This is a genomic window from Citrobacter sp. Cpo126 (genome assembly GCF_030332445.1).
Taxonomy (GTDB): domain Bacteria; phylum Pseudomonadota; class Gammaproteobacteria; order Enterobacterales; family Enterobacteriaceae; genus Citrobacter; species Citrobacter portucalensis.
In genome coordinates this window covers 262525-282095 of sequence record NZ_JAOWHT010000027.1, presented here as the reverse complement: position 1 = coordinate 282095, position 19571 = coordinate 262525, and the positions used below count along the sequence as shown (strand labels likewise).

General features: G+C 49.4%; 16 protein-coding genes. 10 read left to right on the top strand and 6 right to left on the bottom strand.

Going from position 1 to position 19571, the window contains the following annotated elements; genetic code table 11:
* Nucleotides 1–406: 406 nt before the first annotated feature.
* Nucleotides 407–1501 (top strand): NapC/NirT family cytochrome c, encoded by a 1095-nt coding sequence (locus tag OGY17_RS06320; protein ID WP_048235934.1) that lies wholly within the window; start codon nt 407–409, stop codon nt 1499–1501.
* Nucleotides 1502–1521: 20 nt separating this feature from the next.
* On the top strand, nt 1522–3966 hold the full coding sequence (locus tag OGY17_RS06315; RefSeq protein WP_286606659.1) for a trimethylamine-N-oxide reductase 2: 2445 nt from the start codon (nt 1522–1524) through the stop codon (nt 3964–3966).
* Nucleotides 3967–4035: 69 nt separating this feature from the next.
* On the opposite strand, the gene OGY17_RS06310 is transcribed toward OGY17_RS06315, so the two are convergent.
* From OGY17_RS06310 to cusR, 5 genes are all read right to left on the bottom strand, one after another.
* Entirely contained in the window at nt 4036–4839 is an 804-nt protein-coding gene (locus tag OGY17_RS06310; RefSeq protein WP_286606657.1) for an MBL fold metallo-hydrolase, read from the bottom strand.
* A gap of 83 nt (nt 4840–4922) precedes the next feature.
* Nucleotides 4923–5426 carry a hypothetical protein gene (locus tag OGY17_RS06305; protein ID WP_008784020.1) on the bottom strand — a complete coding sequence of 168 codons (504 nt, stop codon included), beginning with the start codon at nt 5424–5426 and terminating at the stop codon, nt 4923–4925.
* A 372-nt stretch (nt 5427–5798) separates the two neighbouring features.
* Complete coding sequence (locus OGY17_RS06300; RefSeq protein WP_020996562.1) at nt 5799–6125, bottom strand: PcoE/SilE family metal-binding protein; 327 nt, start codon at nt 6123–6125, stop codon at nt 5799–5801.
* Between the two features lie 125 nt (nt 6126–6250).
* Entirely contained in the window at nt 6251–7702 is a 1452-nt protein-coding gene (locus OGY17_RS06295) for a Cu(+)/Ag(+) sensor histidine kinase (RefSeq protein WP_153686916.1), read from the bottom strand.
* Nucleotides 7692–8375, bottom strand: a complete 684-nt coding sequence (cusR, locus tag OGY17_RS06290; protein ID WP_048226190.1) for a copper response regulator transcription factor CusR — start codon at nt 8373–8375, stop codon at nt 7692–7694. Before cusR ends, OGY17_RS06295 begins: the two co-directional genes overlap by 11 nt.
* A gap of 195 nt (nt 8376–8570) precedes the next feature.
* Between cusR and OGY17_RS06285 the strand changes: the two genes are divergently transcribed.
* The 4 genes from OGY17_RS06285 (at nt 8571) to OGY17_RS06270 (ending at nt 14858) form a co-directional block, all read left to right on the top strand.
* A complete protein-coding gene (locus OGY17_RS06285; RefSeq protein ID WP_204557266.1) occupies nt 8571–9953 on the top strand; it encodes an efflux transporter outer membrane subunit in 1383 nt (460 codons plus the stop codon).
* Between the two features lie 32 nt (nt 9954–9985).
* A complete protein-coding gene (cusF, locus tag OGY17_RS06280; protein WP_204557271.1) occupies nt 9986–10333 on the top strand; it encodes a cation efflux system protein CusF in 348 nt (115 codons plus the stop codon).
* Nucleotides 10334–10410: 77 nt separating this feature from the next.
* Nucleotides 10411–11703, top strand: coding sequence for an efflux RND transporter periplasmic adaptor subunit (locus tag OGY17_RS06275; RefSeq protein ID WP_252430755.1), 1293 nt, complete (start codon nt 10411–10413; stop codon nt 11701–11703).
* An 11-nt stretch (nt 11704–11714) separates the two neighbouring features.
* On the top strand, nt 11715–14858 hold the full coding sequence (locus OGY17_RS06270) for a CusA/CzcA family heavy metal efflux RND transporter (protein WP_186413630.1): 3144 nt from the start codon (nt 11715–11717) through the stop codon (nt 14856–14858).
* Nucleotides 14859–14910: 52 nt separating this feature from the next.
* On the opposite strand, the gene rclR is transcribed toward OGY17_RS06270, so the two are convergent.
* Complete coding sequence (rclR, locus tag OGY17_RS06265) at nt 14911–15765, bottom strand: reactive chlorine-specific transcriptional regulator RclR (protein ID WP_252430753.1); 855 nt, start codon at nt 15763–15765, stop codon at nt 14911–14913.
* Between the two features lie 237 nt (nt 15766–16002).
* Between rclR and rclA the strand changes: the two genes are divergently transcribed.
* The 4 genes from rclA to OGY17_RS06245 all read left to right on the top strand — a co-directional run bounded on the left by rclA (nt 16003) and on the right by OGY17_RS06245 (nt 19570).
* The gene (gene rclA, locus OGY17_RS06260) at nt 16003–17328 is read left to right on the top strand and encodes a reactive chlorine resistance oxidoreductase RclA (protein ID WP_079934818.1); all 1326 of its coding nucleotides are present in this window, start codon (nt 16003–16005) and stop codon (nt 17326–17328) included.
* Nucleotides 17329–17500: 172 nt separating this feature from the next.
* Nucleotides 17501–17731 carry a reactive chlorine resistance periplasmic protein RclB gene (rclB, locus tag OGY17_RS06255; RefSeq protein ID WP_286606709.1) on the top strand — a complete coding sequence of 77 codons (231 nt, stop codon included), beginning with the start codon at nt 17501–17503 and terminating at the stop codon, nt 17729–17731.
* Between the two features lie 11 nt (nt 17732–17742).
* On the top strand, nt 17743–18303 hold the full coding sequence (gene rclC / locus OGY17_RS06250) for a reactive chlorine resistance membrane protein RclC (protein ID WP_008784029.1): 561 nt from the start codon (nt 17743–17745) through the stop codon (nt 18301–18303).
* Between the two features lie 571 nt (nt 18304–18874).
* A complete protein-coding gene (locus tag OGY17_RS06245) occupies nt 18875–19570 on the top strand; it encodes a flagellar brake protein (protein WP_103015057.1) in 696 nt (231 codons plus the stop codon).
* Nucleotide 19571: the final 1 nt, after the last annotated feature.

Sequence of the window (19571 nt, the reverse complement as noted above, 5' to 3'; positions counted from 1 at the left end):
AACCTATCTTGAATGTATTTCTGAGCAAAACCAAAAGAGATGTCCCCTCGTTAATGCTTGCCATCTCGAAATAGAAAAGGGTGCTTTTTTATATTTTTCATTGTATATTTAATTATATAACGATGGCCGTTAAGGGGGTAATTTCAACAGCGTTATGAATTCCGTAATTTTTTATTCTGACATCATCTTACTTTACAGATGTATAAACTTGGTAAGTGGTTTAAAAATCTGTTTTTAAAGAAAAAACAATAATTACATTTCGTTCTCACTAATTATGCGAGCCTCTTCAAACTTACCCATTTGCTGATTCTCATTTCTCTCCGCGCTTGATGAATATCAATAAATAGCTGCTTTAGGATATTTATTGTCTACCTCTAAAAGGGTATTCGTCTGATGGAATTAAAAGATGAGAAAAATAAATAAAACTATCCTATGGACGATGCTGCTGTGCATTGTTCTTGGTGCAGTTATTGTTTTGGCGGGGCAATGGACATTACATAAAACCTCGAGTACAGAATTCTGTTTGTCTTGCCATACGATGCAGGCGCCCTACGAAGAATATACAGGCTCGGTTCACTTCCAGAATCAGAAAGGCATTCGCGCAGAGTGCGCGGACTGTCATATCCCGGAGGGCGGTTTGGATTTTCTGGTGGCTAAGCTGCGGGCCTCAAAAGATGTTTATCATCAGTTCATAACCAAAAAAATCGATACCCCGGAAAAATTTGAAGAACACCGTCTGGAGATGGCGCAAACCGTTTGGGCACAGCTCAAGGCTAATGATTCTGCGACCTGCCGTAGCTGCCACAGTATGGACGCCATGGATCTTGCCGCACAAAGCGCGGATGCTCAGAAGATGCACAAAATGGGCATCGCGGAAAAGCAAACCTGTATTGATTGCCATAAAGGCGTCGCCCATTTCCCACCTGAAATAAAAATGGATGACAGCGCGCTTAAAGGGCTTGAAGCGCAGTCAGCCTCCACCCCAGCTTCAGCAACTGAACTTTATGCTGTAAGCAACACCGCGTTGGGCGATCTGGGAACCGTTTACCCGGCAACTAAAATGCAGGTCCTGAAAACAACGGACAACGCGCGACTGGTCGAGATTCGCGGTAGCCAGATGCAAGGAAGTGAACAGGTTATTTACTACGCAGCAGGGCAGCGTTTGATTCTTGCCAGCCTGAGTGAAAAAGGTCAACAGTCGCTGAAGATCCTCTCCGACTGGAAAAAAGATGACTACGGCAATGCGTGGCGAGATGTCGTGCTACAGGGGGAATGGAGCGGTTCCGCTCTCGCCAGCCGCGAACCAATGTGGGATTACGCGCGCAAACTCGACAATGTGTACTGCGCAGGCTGTCATGCGCCAATTCCGGCGAATCATTTCACGCTCAACGCCTGGCCTTCAGTAGCCAAAGGGATGGGCGCTCGCACCAATATCAGTGAAACCGAACTGGATATCCTGAGCCGTTACTTCCAGTACAACGCTAAAGACATGAATAAATAAGCGATCAATCAGGAGAAATCATGAAACTCACAAGACGTGACTTTATTAAGACGGCTGGCGCGGCAACCGGGACAATGGCGATTTCTTCGGTGATCCCAATGCCAGCCTGGGCCGAAGGCCAGAATGGCGGAGCAATCCTGACGGCAGCACGTTGGGGTGCGGTATACGTGGAAGTAAAAGACGGAAAAGTGGTTTCCTCAAAAGGTGCGTTGCCGAAAACGGTGCCGAACTCATTACAGCAAACCGCGCCAGATCAGGTTCATACCAATATCCGCGTGAAGTATCCGATGGTGCGCAAAAGCTATCTGGAAAACCCGGGTAAAGCGGATGGCAAACGCGGTAACGATCCCTTCGTGCGGGTCAGCTGGGAGCAAGCGCTGAAGCTCATTCATGAACAGCACAGCCGGATCCGCAGCAGCTATGGTCCCGCTTCGATATTTGCCGGTTCTTATGGCTGGCGATCCAGCGGCGTTCTGCATAAGGCGCAAACCTTACTGCAACGCTATATGAGCATGGCCGGTGGCTACGCTGGGCATACCGGAGATTATTCAACCGGTGCCGCGCAGGTGATCATGCCATACGTTGTGGGATCGGTTGAGGTTTATGAGCAGCAAACCACCTGGCCGATGGTGCTTGAGCACAGTCAGGTCGTGGTGCTGTGGGGGATGAACCCGCTCAACACCCTTAAGATTGCCTGGAGCAGCACGGATGAACAAGGGATCGAATACTTTAATCTGCTGAAGAAATCAGGGAAAAGCGTCATCGCCATCGATCCGATGCGTTCTGAAACCATTGAGTTCTTTGGTGAGAATGCGACCTGGATTGCGCCACATATGGGGACCGATGTGGCAATGATGTTAGGGATCGCCCATACGCTGGTGAAGAAAAACCTTCACGACAAAGCCTTCCTGGAAAAATACACCACCGGATATCCGCAGTTTGAAGAGTACCTGCTCGGCAAGAGCGATAAAGTAGAGAAAACCGCCGAATGGGCATCTGGCGTGTGTGGCGTGCCTGCTGAGCAACTGGAAAAGCTGGCGGAAATTTTCTCCAGCAACAAAACCATGCTCATGGCAGGTTGGGGGATTCAGCGCCAGCAATACGGTGAGCAAAAACACTGGATGCTGGTGACTCTGGCGGCGATGCTGGGGCAAATTGGTACCGAAGGCGGCGGCTTCGGGTTCTCTTATCACTATTCCAATGGCGGTAACCCAACGCGCATCGGTGGGGTTTTACCGGCGATCTCCGCCAAAATTGAGGGTGGGTCATCGGCAGGTAATGACTGGGCGGTTTCCGATGCGGTGACCAGCCTGCCGGTAGCGCGAATTGTCGAAGCGCTGGAAAACCCAGGCGGCAAATATCAACATAACGGTAAAGAGCAAACCTTCCCGGATATCAAAATGATCTGGTGGGCGGGCGGCGCTAACTTTACCCATCATCAGGATACCAACCGCTTAATCAAAGCCTGGCAGAAGCCTGAACTGGTTGTCATCTCTGAATGCTACTGGACCGCTGCGGCCAAACACGCAGATATCGTTCTGCCAATCACCACCTCGTTTGAGCGTAACGATCTGACCATGACCGGTGATTACAGTAACCAGCATCTGGTACCGATGAAGCAGGTCATTGAGCCGCAGTTTGAAGCGCGTAGTGATTTTGATGTATTTGCCGATCTGGCTGAGATGCTCAAGCCGGGGGGGAAAGCTGTCTACACCGAAGGCAAAGACGAAATGGCGTGGCTGAAGCAGTTCTATGACGTCGCGCAAAAAGCCGCCCGCGCCCAGCGTGTCGCCATGCCTCAGTTCAACGTGTTCTGGCAGCAGAATAAGCTGATCGAAATGCGTGAGAATGAAAAGAATAACAAATATGTGCGCTACGCGGATTTCCGCAGCGATCCGGTGATGAACGCACTCGGAACGCCGAGCGGCAAGATAGAAATCTACTCGAAAACGATTGAAGGCTATCAGTATAAAGACTGTCCGCCGCATGCGTCCTGGATTGAACCGGATGAATGGAAAGGAACTGCGGATAAAGATCAGCTGCAGCTACTGACGGCGCACCCAGCACATCGTCTGCATAGCCAGCTGAACTACGCGTCGCTACGTAAAGAGTACGCGATTGCCAATCGTGAACCGGTGACGATTCATCCGGATGACGCAAAAGCCAGAGGGATTGCCGAGGGCGATCTGGTCCGCGTATGGAATGCTCGTGGACAGGTTCTGGTTGGGGCGCACGTCAGCGACGGCATCAAACCGGGCATCATCTGTATTCATGAAGGCGCATGGCCGGATATTGAAAACGGTATCTGTAAAAATGGCGGCGCGAACGTGCTGACGGCGGATATCCCGACTTCAAGACTGGCGAACGGCTGTGCCGGGAATACCAGCCTGGTATACGCAGAAAAATACACCGGTGAAGCGCCAAAACTCACCGTCTTTGATGAGCCAGCAATTGTCACCATGTAATGATGACTGATAAACGGGGGCCGTAAGGCTCCCGTTTTTTATTGCTGTTTGGGCAACGTTTTACTGTTGTTACTCAGCCAGCACTATCACATCTCCCGTTGCCGGGGCGTCAGTTCCCGGTAGCCACAATCGCCCCCACGAACCGGTGCAATGACAGCCGAGCAGTTTTTCGGGTTGCTGTTGCTGAATAAATTGTCGGGTCCGCCATAGCTTAGCGGGGGAGGCGGCGCGTAAATGAAAGCCACCGACCAGGGCGTGAATTTTGGTAACCCCGGTGATTTTCTGGCAATGGCGTACGATGTTCTCTATTCCCCGATGCCCGCAACCGGTAATGATGACTAACCCGCGTGCAGATTTATAGATCAATACGCCTTCGTCACTGATGTAATCTGGCTGGAGTGTTTTCTCGCTAATCACGCCATAGGACTGTGGCGTGGGGACACTGATTTCCCCGGACCACAAAAAACGATCGCTGATAGCCAGCGGCTCGCGGGTGTATTCCATTATGAATCGAGAGTAGTTGTTATCACGCGAGAGTTTTTTAATTTTTCGTGGTATTCCCGCAACCGTTATCGATGCGTAACGCTCGCAGGCCAGTTGAGGATGGCAAATGATACGGCTGTTATCCGCAAGCCACGGCACGCCGCCGCAGTGATCATAATGACCGTGCGACAGCACTACTGCGGTTAATTGGGTCAGGTCCACGCCCATATGTGCAGCGTTATGCATGAAGCTGCCATCCGGCCCGGTATCAAACAATATTGTGGTTGTTTCATCCTGAACTAACAGACTTAATCCAGGCTTGGCCAGTATTGATTTTTCTGCGCCAGCAGCGCGTCGGTTTTCAAGCAGCACTGTGAGGGTTAAAGCCATGCCTGACTCCCGTATTAAAACGGCATACTGTAATGCATCGCTTTTGAGAGCGCTGTGATCGCAGCGCTCTTTAGCGTTATCCGTTATTCACGCACAATTTTGCCTGCGTTTCCTGCATCGCTGTCATTCCAGCTACCGTGACCATTTGTTTTAATGGTGTAAGTGGCATAACCGACGCGGAAGGTCATCGTATCCTTATAGGTATTTACGTCACGCACTTCATTACCATTGACGTAAACGCCGGAATCTTCGACGTGAATATCAACACTGCGTTGACCATTGGCAAATTTGGCTACGTAATTTCCGCTGAATTTGCCATCAATACCGGCATTATCGTGGTTATCCGTGTTAGTGGTATTTTGCTGCTTTTCACCATGATGATGACGATTCTGCTGGCCGTTACTGTTCTCAATAAAGCCATGATCGCGGTTCCACTGATAGGATTTATTCACATCGCAGCCATTGAGTTCACTCATCTGCGTACAACCTGAACGTTCATACTTTTTCTGCATTGCCGGGGTAATTGCACATGCTGTTGTGGCAGTTGTCAGGCCAAGGACCAGGAGGGTTAGCAGACGTTTATTCATTTTTTACTCACTATCATCATTAAATTTATTTATAGGAATGCGAACTTTTTGACTGTCATGTTTACGACGACGGCAGTCTCCCATTAAATATTAATGAAGCATACCAGGGGGAATCCTAATTTATAATTAGGGTGGGGTGGTGAATGCTGTAATACGCAACATAATAAGCTGTTTATTTACTTATTTTATACAATCCGGGTAGAGAGCTAAGATGTATTTACTTTTAGAAGAAGGATTTAATGAATTATTAATATTGACATTAACGATGAAGTGGGACGCGGGCTTGTATATAAACAGGCCCGCGTGGGGAGAGTAGTCCACAATATTCAAACTTCGCGTATTTATGGATGTCGTTGTCAATATAGTTCGTCTTTACCCCTGAGTGGAGATCTGCGCGCGGTGCTGCTCGGCCTGTACCTCATGAGCAAATGAATGGCCGTTGTTTACCGATTGGTGAACAACCATCGCTTTTTCATGTTCATTCATTTGTGAAAATGATTGCGCATTGGTTGATGTTGACGATGAATTATTTGCCTGCGCGGCGTGTGCTTGTGCCATTTGTTGATGTGCAGGAGCGTCGCTGTTATTCATCATTTCATGAGCCATTGCGGCCTGCTGATGCATTTTGGGTGTTTCTGCCGCATTAACGCCAGCTGAAATAAAAAACGCGATAGCTAAAAAAGAGGACATCTTATTCATCATATTTCTCCTGTTTGGGTTTACGGAAGAAAGTATAATTAATAGGGGCTGTCAGTGGCGTGACAGGATTATGACGGTTGTGTCAGACAACAGGTGATGACGGGTATAAGCGTCATCACCATAAATTAAATCGCGTGCTTGGGCAGCGTCAGAATAAAGCGAGTGGCATGAGGGTCGGAAGTCACCGAGACTTTTCCTTGATGGGCAGTCACAATTGATTTCACAATCGCCAGACCAATGCCGCTGCCTTCGCCCTTACGCTGTCGTGAAGGGTCCACTCGATAAAAGCGGTCAAAGAGTCGCGGAAGATGTTGCGGGGGAATGGGGTTTCCGGGATTCTCAACGACTATCTGCACCTGGCCATCCGCCTCTTTCACCCGCACGGTTACCGACTCGCCTTTTGGCGTATAGCGCATGGCATTTGACAGCAGATTACTCATTGCCCGGCGTAACATTAATGGGTCGCCTGAAACCCAGCATGCGCGTCCTTCAAACCGTAAACCAACCTCACGCTCTTCAGCCCAGGCTTCGAAAAAGTCGAACACTTTACCGACCTCATCAGCCAGATTGAGCGCTTTTTTTTCTGGGATCAGCTGATTGTTATCCGCCTGTGCCAGAAACAGCATATCACTCACCATCTTCGACATACGGCCAAACTCTTCGAGATTGGAATACAGCACATCTTCCAGCTCTTTTTGGCTGCGGGTCTGGCTGAGCGCAATCTCCGTTTGGGTGACGAGGTTAGTTATTGGCGTGCGGATCTCATGGGCAATATCCGCTGAGAAGTTCGACTGGCGTTTAAATACGTCTTCGATGCGTTCGATCATGTGATTAAACGAACTCACCAGCTGTTCCAGTTCAATAGGAACAGCTTGCGGATCGAGGCGTACATCGAGATCTTTCGAGGTGATATTTTGGATGCGACGACTGACGTTACGAATCGGTTCATGACCTTTGTATACGGCGAACAACACGATAAAAACAATCATCATGCTAATCAGCGATGCTGTCATAATCAGCTTGTTTTTCAGATCGTTAATATAGTGCAGATGAAAGTCGATCGATAATGCCAGATACAGCGTATACGCTGGTTTTCCATCGGCAAGTTGTCCTACCGGCAGGCGAATCATTCGCCAGTTAGACGATGTTTTCTGTCCGTGGATATGTTTGGAGGTTTGCAGTGTGGGGCCTGAGATAATAAAAACATCGCTGGCATGAGCATTTTTATCCGGCCTTGCACTGGCGATAAACTGCCGGAGATCCGGCGCATTGGGCGAATGGAAAATGGCCTTTTGGTTGTTATCTTCCAGAGAAATAATGACGTTCGAATAACCCGCCACCACATTTTTTAGCGTTTCCAGGCGGCGTGATTCTGGCTCGTTGGGTTGGTTAATAATCCTCTCCAGCGTGGCGCTAATCTCTTGTAAATCGTTGATGTCCTGCTCGGCGAAGTGGACTTTCACGGAGTGGATCATTATCCATGCAAAGGCGAAAAATGAAGCAATTGTCGCCAGGCTGATAAAAAAGGTCAGTCGTGTCGCCAGCGAAAAAGGGCGTCGCCATCGTTTACTGGCCATCAGGAACCTCAAGCATATATCCCACACCGCGCACGGTCTGAATCAGTTTCGGCTCAAAATCGTTATCAATTTTGGCGCGCAGACGCTTAACGGCGACGTCGATGGCATTAGTATCGCTGTCAAAATTCATATCCCAGACCTGGGAGGCGATCAGTGAGCGGGGTAAAACTTCCCCCTGATGGCGCAGGAAAAACTCAAGCAGCGTAAACTCTTTGCTGGTCAGGGTGATGCGCGTACCGCTGCGGGTGACTTTCCTGCTGACCAGATCGACCATTAAATCCGCGACCTGAAACTGGCTTTCAACAATCACCGCAGCGCCCCGGCGCAGCAGCGTTCTGACCCGTGCCAGCAGTTCGGCGAAGGCAAACGGTTTAACCAGGTAATCATCAGCACCCAATTCCAGACCTTTAACCCGATGTTCAATGGTACCCAGTGCGGTGAGGAGAAGAATGGGCATTCCTTTGTTGGCGGAACGCAGCATCCGCACGATATCCCAGCCGTTTACATCCGGCAGCATGATGTCGAGTATGAGCAGGTCGTAATCGCCGGTCATCGCCAGGTGATACCCGTTCAGGCCGTTATCCGCCAAATCCACAACAAAACCCGCTTCCGTCAGGCCTTTCGTCAGGTATTCACCGGTTTTTTTCTCATCTTCGACTATCAAAACCTTCATCGCATTCTCCTTCTCGCACTGGTTGTGCGGACTTTCAATTCTAGGGAAGCGGGATCGGATAGCAATCTGTTATTGGGAAAATGACAGTTTTGTCATTTTCCTGTCACCGGTTAAACAGAGTCACTTCGTTAAAGTACAAGACTATAAATTCCTACTTATTTTAGGGACATCAGTCCGGTCAGGACGAGAAGAACTATGAGCAAATTTAAGCTTCTTACTCTCAGCGCTATATTCGTGCTCGCTGGTTGTTCATTGGCGCCGGACTATCAGCGCCCGGCCTTGCCGGTGCCACAGCAATTTTCTTTAAGCCAGAATTCCCTGGTGTCGGCTCCTGGTGAATACCAGGACACGGGGTGGCGAACCTTTTTTGTTGACGACCAGGTGAAGGCGTTGATTGGTGAGGCGCTGATCAATAACCGCGATTTACGCATGGCGACGCTGAAGGTTCAGGAAGCGCGAGCGCAGTATGGCGTCACGGACGCTGACCGTTATCCGCAAATCACGGCAGGCTCCAGCGGTACCTACAGCGGTAAATTAAAAGGTGATAGCAGCACCGATCGTGAATTCGAAGCTGGACTCAATCTCAGTTTCGACCTGGATTTCTTTGGGCGGCTTAAAAATATGAGTGAAGCCGAACGGCAGAACTTCTTCGCCAGCGAAGAGGCGCGTCGGGCGGTGCATATCTTATTAATTTCCAACGTGTCGCAAAGCTATTTCAACCAGCGTCTGGCTTACGCGCAGTTGCAAGTTGCCGAAGAAACGCTGCAAAACTATCAGCGCTCTTATGCTTTTGTAGAGAAGCAACTGATAACCGGTAGCACCAACGTACTGGCGTTGGAACAAGCGCGCGGTTTGATTGAAAGTACGCGTAGCGAAATTGCCAAGCGTAAAGGTGAGTTGGCACAGGCCAATAACGCGCTGCAACTGTTGCTGGGTACATACGGGAAATTACCCGATGACCAGGCGCGCAGCCGTGGGGATATTAAACCGGTAACGCTGCCGCCATCGTTGTCGTCGCAAATACTGTTGCAGCGCCCGGATATTATGGAAGCTGAGCACGGATTATTGGCGGCAAATGCCAATATCGGTGCTGCGCGGGCGGCATTTTTTCCGTCGATAACGTTGACCAGTTCCGTGTCCAGTAGCAGTAGCGATCTTTCCAATTTATTTAATGCCTCCAGCGGCATGTGGAATTTTGTCCCCAAAATAGATATTCCAATCTTCAACGCCGGACGTAATCAGTCCAATCTCGACCTGGCAGAAATTCGCCAGCAACAGTCGGTAGTGAATTACGAACAAAAAATTCAGAACGCGTTTAAAGAAGTGGCGGATGCACTGGTGTTACGCCAAAGCATTGCCGATCAAATTAGTGGGCAGCAGCGTTATCTGGATTCATTGCAAATCACACTACAGCGCGCCAGAGCGCTTTATCAGAATGGCGCAGTTAGCTATATCGAAGTATTAGACGCAGAACGTTCTTCATTCGCTACGCGGCAATCGCTGCTCGATCTTAATTACGCCCAACAGGTTAATGAAATTAAACTGTTTGCTGCCTTAGGCGGCGGTTGGGTGGAGTAATCCTTAATATTAACTTTTCAGGAGCATGATGTATGAATACTACCGCCAAAGCCGTACTGTTTAGCCTTTTCTCTGTGGCTATGTTTAACGCCCAGGCCAATGAAAATCAGCATGGCGAGATGATGAATATGCAGCCAGCGGCTCAACAGGAACAACTCATTAGCGCTACCGGGGTGATTGAAGCTGTTGATATGGAGAGTAAAAAAATCACGATTAAGCATGACCCTATTCCAGCGGTGAACTGGCCGGCCATGACGATGCGCTTTACGCTGGTTGCTGATACGAAGGCTGATGATATTAAGCCAGGCGATAAGGTCGCGTTTACATTTGTTCAGCAGGGAAATCTCTCTGTGTTACGCGATATTCACATCAGTAAATAACGTTCTCGCTGGTCTCTTTTATTCTTGCCCGAGTTTTTTGCGAACGCGGGTGAGACTATCGCGCAATGGAAATCACTATGGCGTCTTTAAATATTAAAAATACCGCGCTTATTCTCGGTAGCATGATTGCCGGCGGGATTATTTCTGTCGGTGTTTATACTTATTATTCATCGGCAAAAATATCGTCTGTAGCCGGGCCAGTTCAGCAAAAAGAAGCCAGAAAAGTGTTGTTCTGGTATGACCCCATGTATCCGAACACGCGCTTTGATAAACCGGGTAAATCGCCGTTTATGGATATGGATCTGATCCCGAAATATGCCGATGAAGAGACCGCGAACGCGTCATCGCCTGGCGTGCGCATCGATCCTACACAGACCCAGAACCTGGGGCTGAAAACAGAGCCAGTGCGTCGTGGACCACTGCACTACGCGCAAACTTTCCCGGCCAACGTTAGTTATAACGAATACCAGTTTGTTATTGTCCAGGCACGCTCTGCGGGCTTTATCGAGAAGGTTTACCCGCTGACCGTGGGGGACAAAATTAAGAAGGGTTCGCCGCTGATCGACCTGACTATTCCTGATTGGGTTGAGGCGCAGAGCGAATATTTATTGCTGCGGGAAACGGGCGGTAGCGCGACGCAGGTGGAAGGGATTCTGGAGAGATTACGTCTGGCTGGAATGCCTGAAGCAGATATCCAGCGCTTAAAATCGACGCGTAAAATTCAGACTCGCTTTACCCTGAAAGCGCCTATCGATGGGGTGATCACCGCATTCGATTTGCGTACCGGTATGAACATTTCCAAAGACAATGTGGTCGCGAAAATTCAGGGTATGGACCCGGTATGGGTTAGCGCGTCGGTCCCGGAATCTATCGCCTGGCTGATTAAAGATGCCTCGCAATTTACCATCACCGTGCCCGCCTGGCCGGATAAGACTTTCACCATCAGCAAGTGGAGTATCTTACCAAGCGTTGATGCTACCACGCGTACGCTCCAGCTCCGTTTACAGGTCGATAACCCCGACGAGGCGCTCAAGCCCGGGATGAATGCTTACCTGCAACTGAAAACACAAAGCGAGCCAATGCTGCTGATCCCGTCTAAAGCACTGATTGATACGGGTACCGAGCAGCGGGTCATCACCGTTGATAACGAAGGCCGATTTGTGCCGAAACAGGTTGCGGTATTCCATGAATCCCAGGGGCTGACGGCTATCCGCTCCGGCCTGACCGAAGGCGAAAAAGTGGTGTCCAGTGGCCTGTTCCTGATTGATTCCGAAGCGAATATCTCTGGCGCACTGGACCGTATGCGCGCCCAGAACAGTAAGGCGCAAGACGCAGCCGCCATGCCAGCCCAGGCGACCCATTCACACTGAGGACATGATAAATGATTGAATGGATTATCCGTCGTTCGGTGGCAAACCGTTTTCTGGTGATGATGGGGGCGCTGTTTCTTAGCGTCTGGGGAACCTGGACCATCATCAATACGCCGGTTGATGCGCTGCCCGATCTCTCTGATGTTCAGGTGATCGTCAAAACCAGTTATCCGGGGCAGGCGCCGCAAATTGTTGAAAATCAGGTGACCTACCCGCTGACCACCACCATGCTGTCGGTACCGGGTGCGAAAACCGTGCGCGGTTTCTCGCAGTTTGGTGATTCCTACGTGTACGTCATTTTCGAAGATGGTACCGATCCTTACTGGGCGCGCTCGCGCGTACTGGAGTATCTCAACCAGGTTCAGGGAAAATTACCGGCTGGCGTTAGCGCGGAAATGGGACCGGACGCCACGGGCGTCGGCTGGATATTTGAGTACGCGCTGGTGGATCGCAGTGGGAAACATGATCTGGCGGAATTACGCTCTCTTCAGGACTGGTTTTTAAAGTATGAGTTAAAAACGATTCCTAACGTGGCGGAGGTCGCTTCGGTAGGCGGCGTGGTTAAACAGTATCAGGTCGTTATCGATCCGATGAAGCTGACGCAATATGGCATCAGCCTGGCGGATGTGAAATCGGCGCTGGATACGTCGAATCAGGAAGCGGGCGGCTCATCTGTTGAGATGGCTGAAGCGGAATATATGGTCCGCGCCAGTGGATACCTGCAAACGCTCGATGATTTCAATAACATCGTTCTGAAAACAGGGGCCGACGGTGTACCTGTTTACCTGCGCGATGTGGCGCGCGTACAGATTGGGCCGGAAATGCGCCGCGGGATCGCCGAACTAAATGGCGAAGGCGAAGTCGCGGGCGGGGTGGTTATCCTGCGTTCCGGTAAAAATGCGCGTGAGGTGATCTCTGCCGTTAAAGCCAAACTCGACACGCTGAAAAGCAGCCTGCCGGAAGGCGTAGAGGTAGTTACAACATACGATCGCAGTCAGCTCATCGATCGCGCCATTGATAACCTCAGCTACAAGCTGTTGGAAGAGTTTATCGTCGTGGCGCTGGTGTGCGCACTGTTCCTGTGGCATCTGCGTTCGGCGCTGGTCGCGATTATTTCCCTGCCGCTGGGGCTGTGTATCGCGTTTATCGTGATGCATTTCCAGGGTTTGAACGCCAACATCATGTCGCTAGGGGGAATTGCCATTGCCGTCGGGGCGATGGTTGATGCCGCAATCGTGATGATTGAAAACGCCCATAAGCGGCTGGAAGAGTGGGGGCATCAGCATCCGAATGAAAAGCTCGATAACGCAACGCGCTGGAAGGTTATTACTGACGCCTCGGTAGAAGTCGGCCCGGCATTGTTCATCAGCCTGTTGATCATCACGTTGTCGTTTATCCCCATTTTCACGCTTGAGGGGCAAGAAGGGCGACTGTTTGGCCCGCTGGCGTTCACCAAAACGTATGCCATGGCAGGGGCGGCATTTCTGGCGATTGTGGTTATTCCGATCCTGATGGGATTCTGGATCCGTGGAAAAATACCGGCCGAAAGTAGCAACCCGCTTAACCGTTTTCTGATCCGTATTTACCATCCGTTGTTGCTGAAGGTGTTGCACTGGCCCAAGACCACCATTCTGGTGGCGGTGCTTTCAATACTGACGGTTGTCTACCCGCTGAATAAAGTCGGTGGTGAATTCCTGCCGCAGATTAACGAAGGCGATCTGCTGTATATGCCTTCGACATTGCCGGGGATCTCAGCGGCGCAGGCAGCGGATATGCTGCAGAAAACCGACAAGCTGATTATGACCGTTCCGGAAGTGGCGCGCGTGTTTGGTAAAACCGGTAAGGCAGAAACCGCAACAGACTCCGCGCCGCTGGAAATGGTTGAAACGACGATCCAACTGAAGCCGCAGGACCAGTGGCGTCCGGGGATGACGATGGACAAAATCATCGCCGAGCTGGACAAAACCGTACGCTTGCCGGGGCTGGCGAATCTGTGGGTTCCGCCGATTCGTAACCGTATCGACATGCTCTCTACGGGGATCAAAAGCCCAATTGGCATTAAGGTGTCGGGTAATGTTCTGGCAGATATCGACGCCACGGCGGAGCAAATTGAAGAGGTGGCCAGAACCGTGCCGGGTGTCTCTTCGGCGCTGGCCGAGCGTCTGGTGGGCGGACGCTATCTCAACGTAGATATTAATCGTGAAAAAGCGGCCCGGTACGGCATGACCGTAGGTGCTGTGCAGCTGTTTGTCACTTCAGCGGTAGGAGGGGCAATGGTGGGCGAAACGGTGGAAGGGATTGCACGCTATCCTATCAACCTGCGCTATGCGCAGAGCTATCGTGATAGCCCGGAAGCATTGCGTAATCTGCCGATTCTGACGCCCATGAAACAGCAAATTACGCTGGCGGATGTCGCCGATGTGACGGTGGTTTCGGGGCCTTCGATGCTGAAAACCGAAGATGCGCGACCAACCAGTTGGATTTACATCGACGCCCGAGATCGTGACATGGTCTCAGTGGTAAACGATCTGAAAAAGGCTATTGCTGAAAAGGTCCAGTTAAAGCCTGGGACCAGCGTGGCGTTTTCAGGGCAATTCGAGCTGCTTGAGCGCGCCAGCCATAAGCTCAAGTTGATGGTGCCAATGACGCTGATGATTATCTTCGTCTTGCTTTATCTGGCCTTCCGTCGCTTTGGCGAAGCGCTGCTGATTATCACCAGCGTGCCTTTTGCGCTGGTGGGCGGCATCTGGTTCCTTTACTGGATGGGTTTCCATATGTCGGTCGCAACCGGAACCGGATTTATCGCCCTGGCAGGTGTTGCTGCGGAGTTTGGCGTGGTGATGCTGATGTACTTGCGCCACGCTATTGAAGCCGAACCCGTGCTGGAAAATCCGCAAACCTTTACGGCGGACAAGCTGGATGAAGCGTTATATCACGGTGCCGTGCTGCGCGTGCGCCCAAAAGCGATGACCGTGGCGGTGATTATCGCGGGTCTGTTACCTATCTTGTGGGGGACGGGAGCTGGCTCAGAAGTCATGAGCCGCATCGCAGCGCCGATGATTGGCGGTATGATCACCGCACCATTGCTGTCGCTATTCATTATTCCGGCTGCGTATAAGCTGATGTGGCTGCACAGACATCGCGGTCAAAAATAATGCTCTAAAGCGCGCGCCTGCATTCGGATTTGTTGCCGAAGCAGGCGCTGCGTTATACCTCCAGTGCCTTCACGCGTTTGCGGTACTCGCCCGGCGTGCAGCCAAATTCCCGTAAAAAGACTTTATGGAATGACGATTCGCTGGCGTAGCCCACAGACTCGGCCACCACAACCAATGGCTGCGACCCGCGAGACAGCATCTGGGCAGCGAATTGCAGGCGTAAAGTGGTTAATACTGCGAGCGGCGTGGAGTTTGAGACTTCACGAAATAGCTGCGCGAAGCTGGCCCGCGACATATGTGCACGTTTCGCCAATTCTTCGACGGTCCAGGCAAACGCCGGTGACTCCAGCATCATGAAGACGACAGCCCCTAGTTTGGGATGAAGCAGTAGATTCAACACGTTTTGAACGGGGGTCGCCCTGGTTAACCATTCGCGAACGGCTAAGGCGAACAGTGTGGCGCATTGTTGACTGCAGACTACACTGGAACCTGGCAGAGTACTCATGGATTCCTGTTGCATCAACGCAATCATGGCCTTGAGCCAATGGCTGACAGGGCTATTTTCATCAGGTGCCAGAACCAATACTTCCGGTAACGCAGTTAAAAAATAGCGTGAGGAAGCGTGCAATCGAAGGCTGCCACAAACAATGTGTGTTTGTTCATCGCCAGACTGGCAGAGCCGATGTGCGGAGTTTTGCGGCAGGATCACGATAGTACCGGGCCGCAGAGTAAAAGATGTTCCATCGGGCATGTCCAGTTGGGCTGCCCCTTGTGTGACCGTATGCCAGCGGATAATGGACAATTCACCTGCTGCGTGCGGCAGTTGCCAGTCCCTGCTCAGTAGGCAGTTTTGGTCAATTGAGCCTTGTGGGTCGTTAAGCATCAGTAATCGGCTAAGGGCATCCATGGAGACTCCTGAACATTTTTTGTTGTCGTTTATTGAAACGATATTATCTCTTTATTTTATTATTATATTAATACCTTCAAAGTGTTAGTGTAATAATTCATTCTCGAAATGTTAGTCATCTTTAAGGCTGATTTAGACGATCTGACAGTTATTGGCGAGTTGTGGATACATTGTTCTGGCAGAGTTAGAGCTATATTTCAGTTCATCAAACGAACAGTGACTTGGCGGAGAGACAGCATGAATCAGTATCAGGCGATTATTATTGGATTTGGCAAAGCGGGTAAAACGCTGGCGGCAACACTGGCCAAAACGGGTTGGCGGGTAGCGATTATTGAACAGTCAAACACCATGTATGGCGGGACATGCATCAACATCGGCTGTATCCCAACCAAAACCCTGGTACATGATGCTGAACTTCAGCATGACTTTGCCGAAGCAATGCAACGCAAGGCCTCTGTTGTCAGTTTTCTGCGCGATAAAAATTTCCATAATCTTGCCGATCTGGAAAACGTGGATGTGATTGAAGGTCGTGCTGAATTCGTTGATAACCATACTGTGCGAGTCGTGCAGTCAACAGGCGAGATTGAGCTGAGCGGCGAGAAAATCTTTATTAATACTGGCGCCCAGTCAACGATTCCAAACGTTGAGGGATTAACCACGACACCTGGCGTATTTGACAGCACCGGGCTGTTGAATTTGGCGCAACGTCCAGAGCGTCTGGGCATTTTGGGCGGTGGGTATATCGGCGTTGAATTCGCATCGATGTTTGCCAACTTTGGTAGCAAAGTCACTATTTATGAAGCAGCTCCGCAGTTTTTGCCTCGTGAGGACCGGGATATTGCTGACGCTATCGCCAACATTTTACGCGACAAAGGCGTCGAGCTGATCCTCAATGCCAACGTGCAGTCGGTCTCCTCGCATGATGGTGCAGTACAGCTGCACATTCCGGAGGGGGGCCAGACGGTGGATGCGCTGTTGGTAGCATCAGGTCGCAAACCGGCGACAGAAAACCTGCAATTGCAGAAAGCGGGTGTGGATGTAAACGATCGTGGTGCCATTGTTGTGAATAAATATTTGCGTACATCGGCAGACAATATTTGGGCAATGGGCGATGTCACTGGTGGATTACAATTTACCTATATCTCGCTGGATGACTTCCGTATTGTGCGTGACAACCTGCTAGGCGAGGGGTTACGTAACACGGGCGATCGCCAAAACGTACCGTATTCCGTCTTTATGACGCCGCCGCTTTCCCGCGTCGGAATGACTGAAGAACAGGCTCGCGCCAGCGGTGCGGCGGTGCAAGTCGTGACGTTGCCGGTAGCGGCTATCCCGCGAGCGCGGGTGATGAATGATACGCGTGGTGTTCTTAAAGCGGTGGTGGATAGTGAAACGAAACAAATATTAGGCGTATCGCTGCTGTGCGTGGATTCTCATGAAATGATTAATATCATCAAGACGGTTATGGATGCGGGGTTACCTTATACCACATTGCGTGACCAGATATTTACCCATCCAAGTATGAGCGAATCATTAAACGATCTCTTTTCTCTCATAAAATGATAATAACGTAGTCTGCATATTTGCCCCACCCGTGTGGGGCTTTTTTTTATTTGTTTTTTATACTCCTGATACTAATTGACAGTTATTCTGGCGTTACGGATGAAATAAAATAAAGTGACATGTTTTATTATATTCCCACTGAAATAACTCGTTAATGGAAATAGAAATGAACATGTTTAAGTCTACGTTACTAATGACTGTGTTGCTGACTGCTCCGGTGACATTTTCCGCGTTAGCGCAAACAGAGGTTGCCCACGTTAGCGTATCAGCCGTGTCTGGCTCTCCTTCCGTGATGGAAGATGCCATTGCGAAACTGGCGCAGGAAAAGAATGCGACTTCCTGGAAAATTACCTCAATGCGCATTGATAGCAGCACTCACGCAACGGCAATTTTGTACAAGTGAGGAGAGCCGGGATGGAAAAGTATCTTCGTATATTGGGCAAAGGCGATAGAGTTGGATTAACCTTGATTCGCCTGAGTATCGCGATTGTTTTTATCTGGATTGGTTTATTAAAATTTGTACCTTACGAAGCCGACAGCATTACGCCGTTTGTCGCCAATAGTCCGGTAATGTCATTTTTTTATGAGCATCCAGAAGAATACAAACAACATTTAACCCACGAAGGTGAATTCAAACCGCAGGCTCGTGAATGGCAGACGGCGAATAACACGTATACGTTCTCAAATGGCCTGGGCGTAGTCGAAGTTCTTATCGCTTTGCTGGTGCTGGCTAATCCTGTTAGCCGTTGGTTGGGATTAATTGGTGGCGTTCTGGCATTTGCCACACCAATTGTTACCTTATCATTTTTAATAACCACGCCGGAAGCATGGGTAATGCCGCTGGGGGATTTACACCACGGATTTCCGTACTTGTCAGGCGCCGGACGGTTGGTGTTGAAAGACACGTTAATGTTGGCGGGAGCAGTGATGATCATCGCAGATTCATCCCGATCAATAATTAAGCAGCGGTATTGAATTTTTAACGTTGTGCCCTCTGTAAGATAGCAAGCCACTATAGTTCGATTCGGTACTTACCGGGCCAGCAGGATGCTGGCTTTTTTTCTGACTTAAGGTAAATTTATTAAGCATATATAAATTGCAATTATTCAATTTAGAAGCATAACGAGTCAGAGCTATATTTTTAGTTAATGATAGAGTGCAGTAAACATCTTCTCTTATCCCCCGCGATAGCACGCCAACCCGCATGTTGCTTAGCCCCTCCATCATGATAGCTTTATTTTTTTCTGTACAATTCTTGCTATTTGTTATCTCAAAACCTCATTTTAAAAAATTTTGTTATTCGCTTTTGTTATAGCCAGTACGCAAGTTCGCGTGGTTTTAGGCCTGGCTTGAGCTAGAATTAATCCTGATTAAATGTTTTTACGTATCAATAACTGACTAAAGATAGTTAAAAACTTAATTTTTAACCAACTGTTTGACATGGAATCCACTATGGTAATTAAGCACCAGGGGTGGATGCTGATCTCGCGTTTTGTGAGTAACCAAAGGCGGGACATATCTTAAATATGGAAATAAGGGTTTTAGAATGAGCTTTGGCTTAGCAAAGGAAGACAAGTTTGAAATCATCGCTATCCTTCGTGAAGAGCTTCATAAGAAAACGAAACTGGAAATCCTGTGTGGAGACAGTAGCGTTATCACGCAGTTAGAGAAGATTGATTTCGAACGGTTTGTCATCTCCGGACACGGAGACATTGTTCCTGAAAAGGTCCAATACTTTATCCTGCACAGTGAAAGCGGGATTGTAAAGTTTACTGCCAGGTTCGAACAAACCTCGTCAGCAGGTGCGGAAGCAGGATTATCCTACTTCATCCCGGATATGATTTTCTTTGCCCAGCAGAGACAAAATCAGCGTTTTTCATTCCTGAAGGGTTATGACTTTTTCTGTTTTGGTCGTTACAAAAATGGAGAAAACTACTCTCTCAAGATTAAAAATATCTCGCAGGGTGGTTGTGCGTTAATCGTTAAAGATGTAAACGCCCGTTTTCTTTATAAAGATGCGGTGATTAAAAATGCATCTCTGGATTTCGATACCTTTGGCAGTTTACAACTGGACTTAAAAGTGATCGATGTCGTCCCGATCAATGAATTTGATGAGGATAACCAGTTGTATTCCTGTCATCAGATCTCATGTGAGTTCGACTTTAAAAATCGTCGTGAAGAGACTGAAGTCGAGAAAATCATTATTAAATTTTTAATGAGTAACAAGATTAGAAGCTTATAAG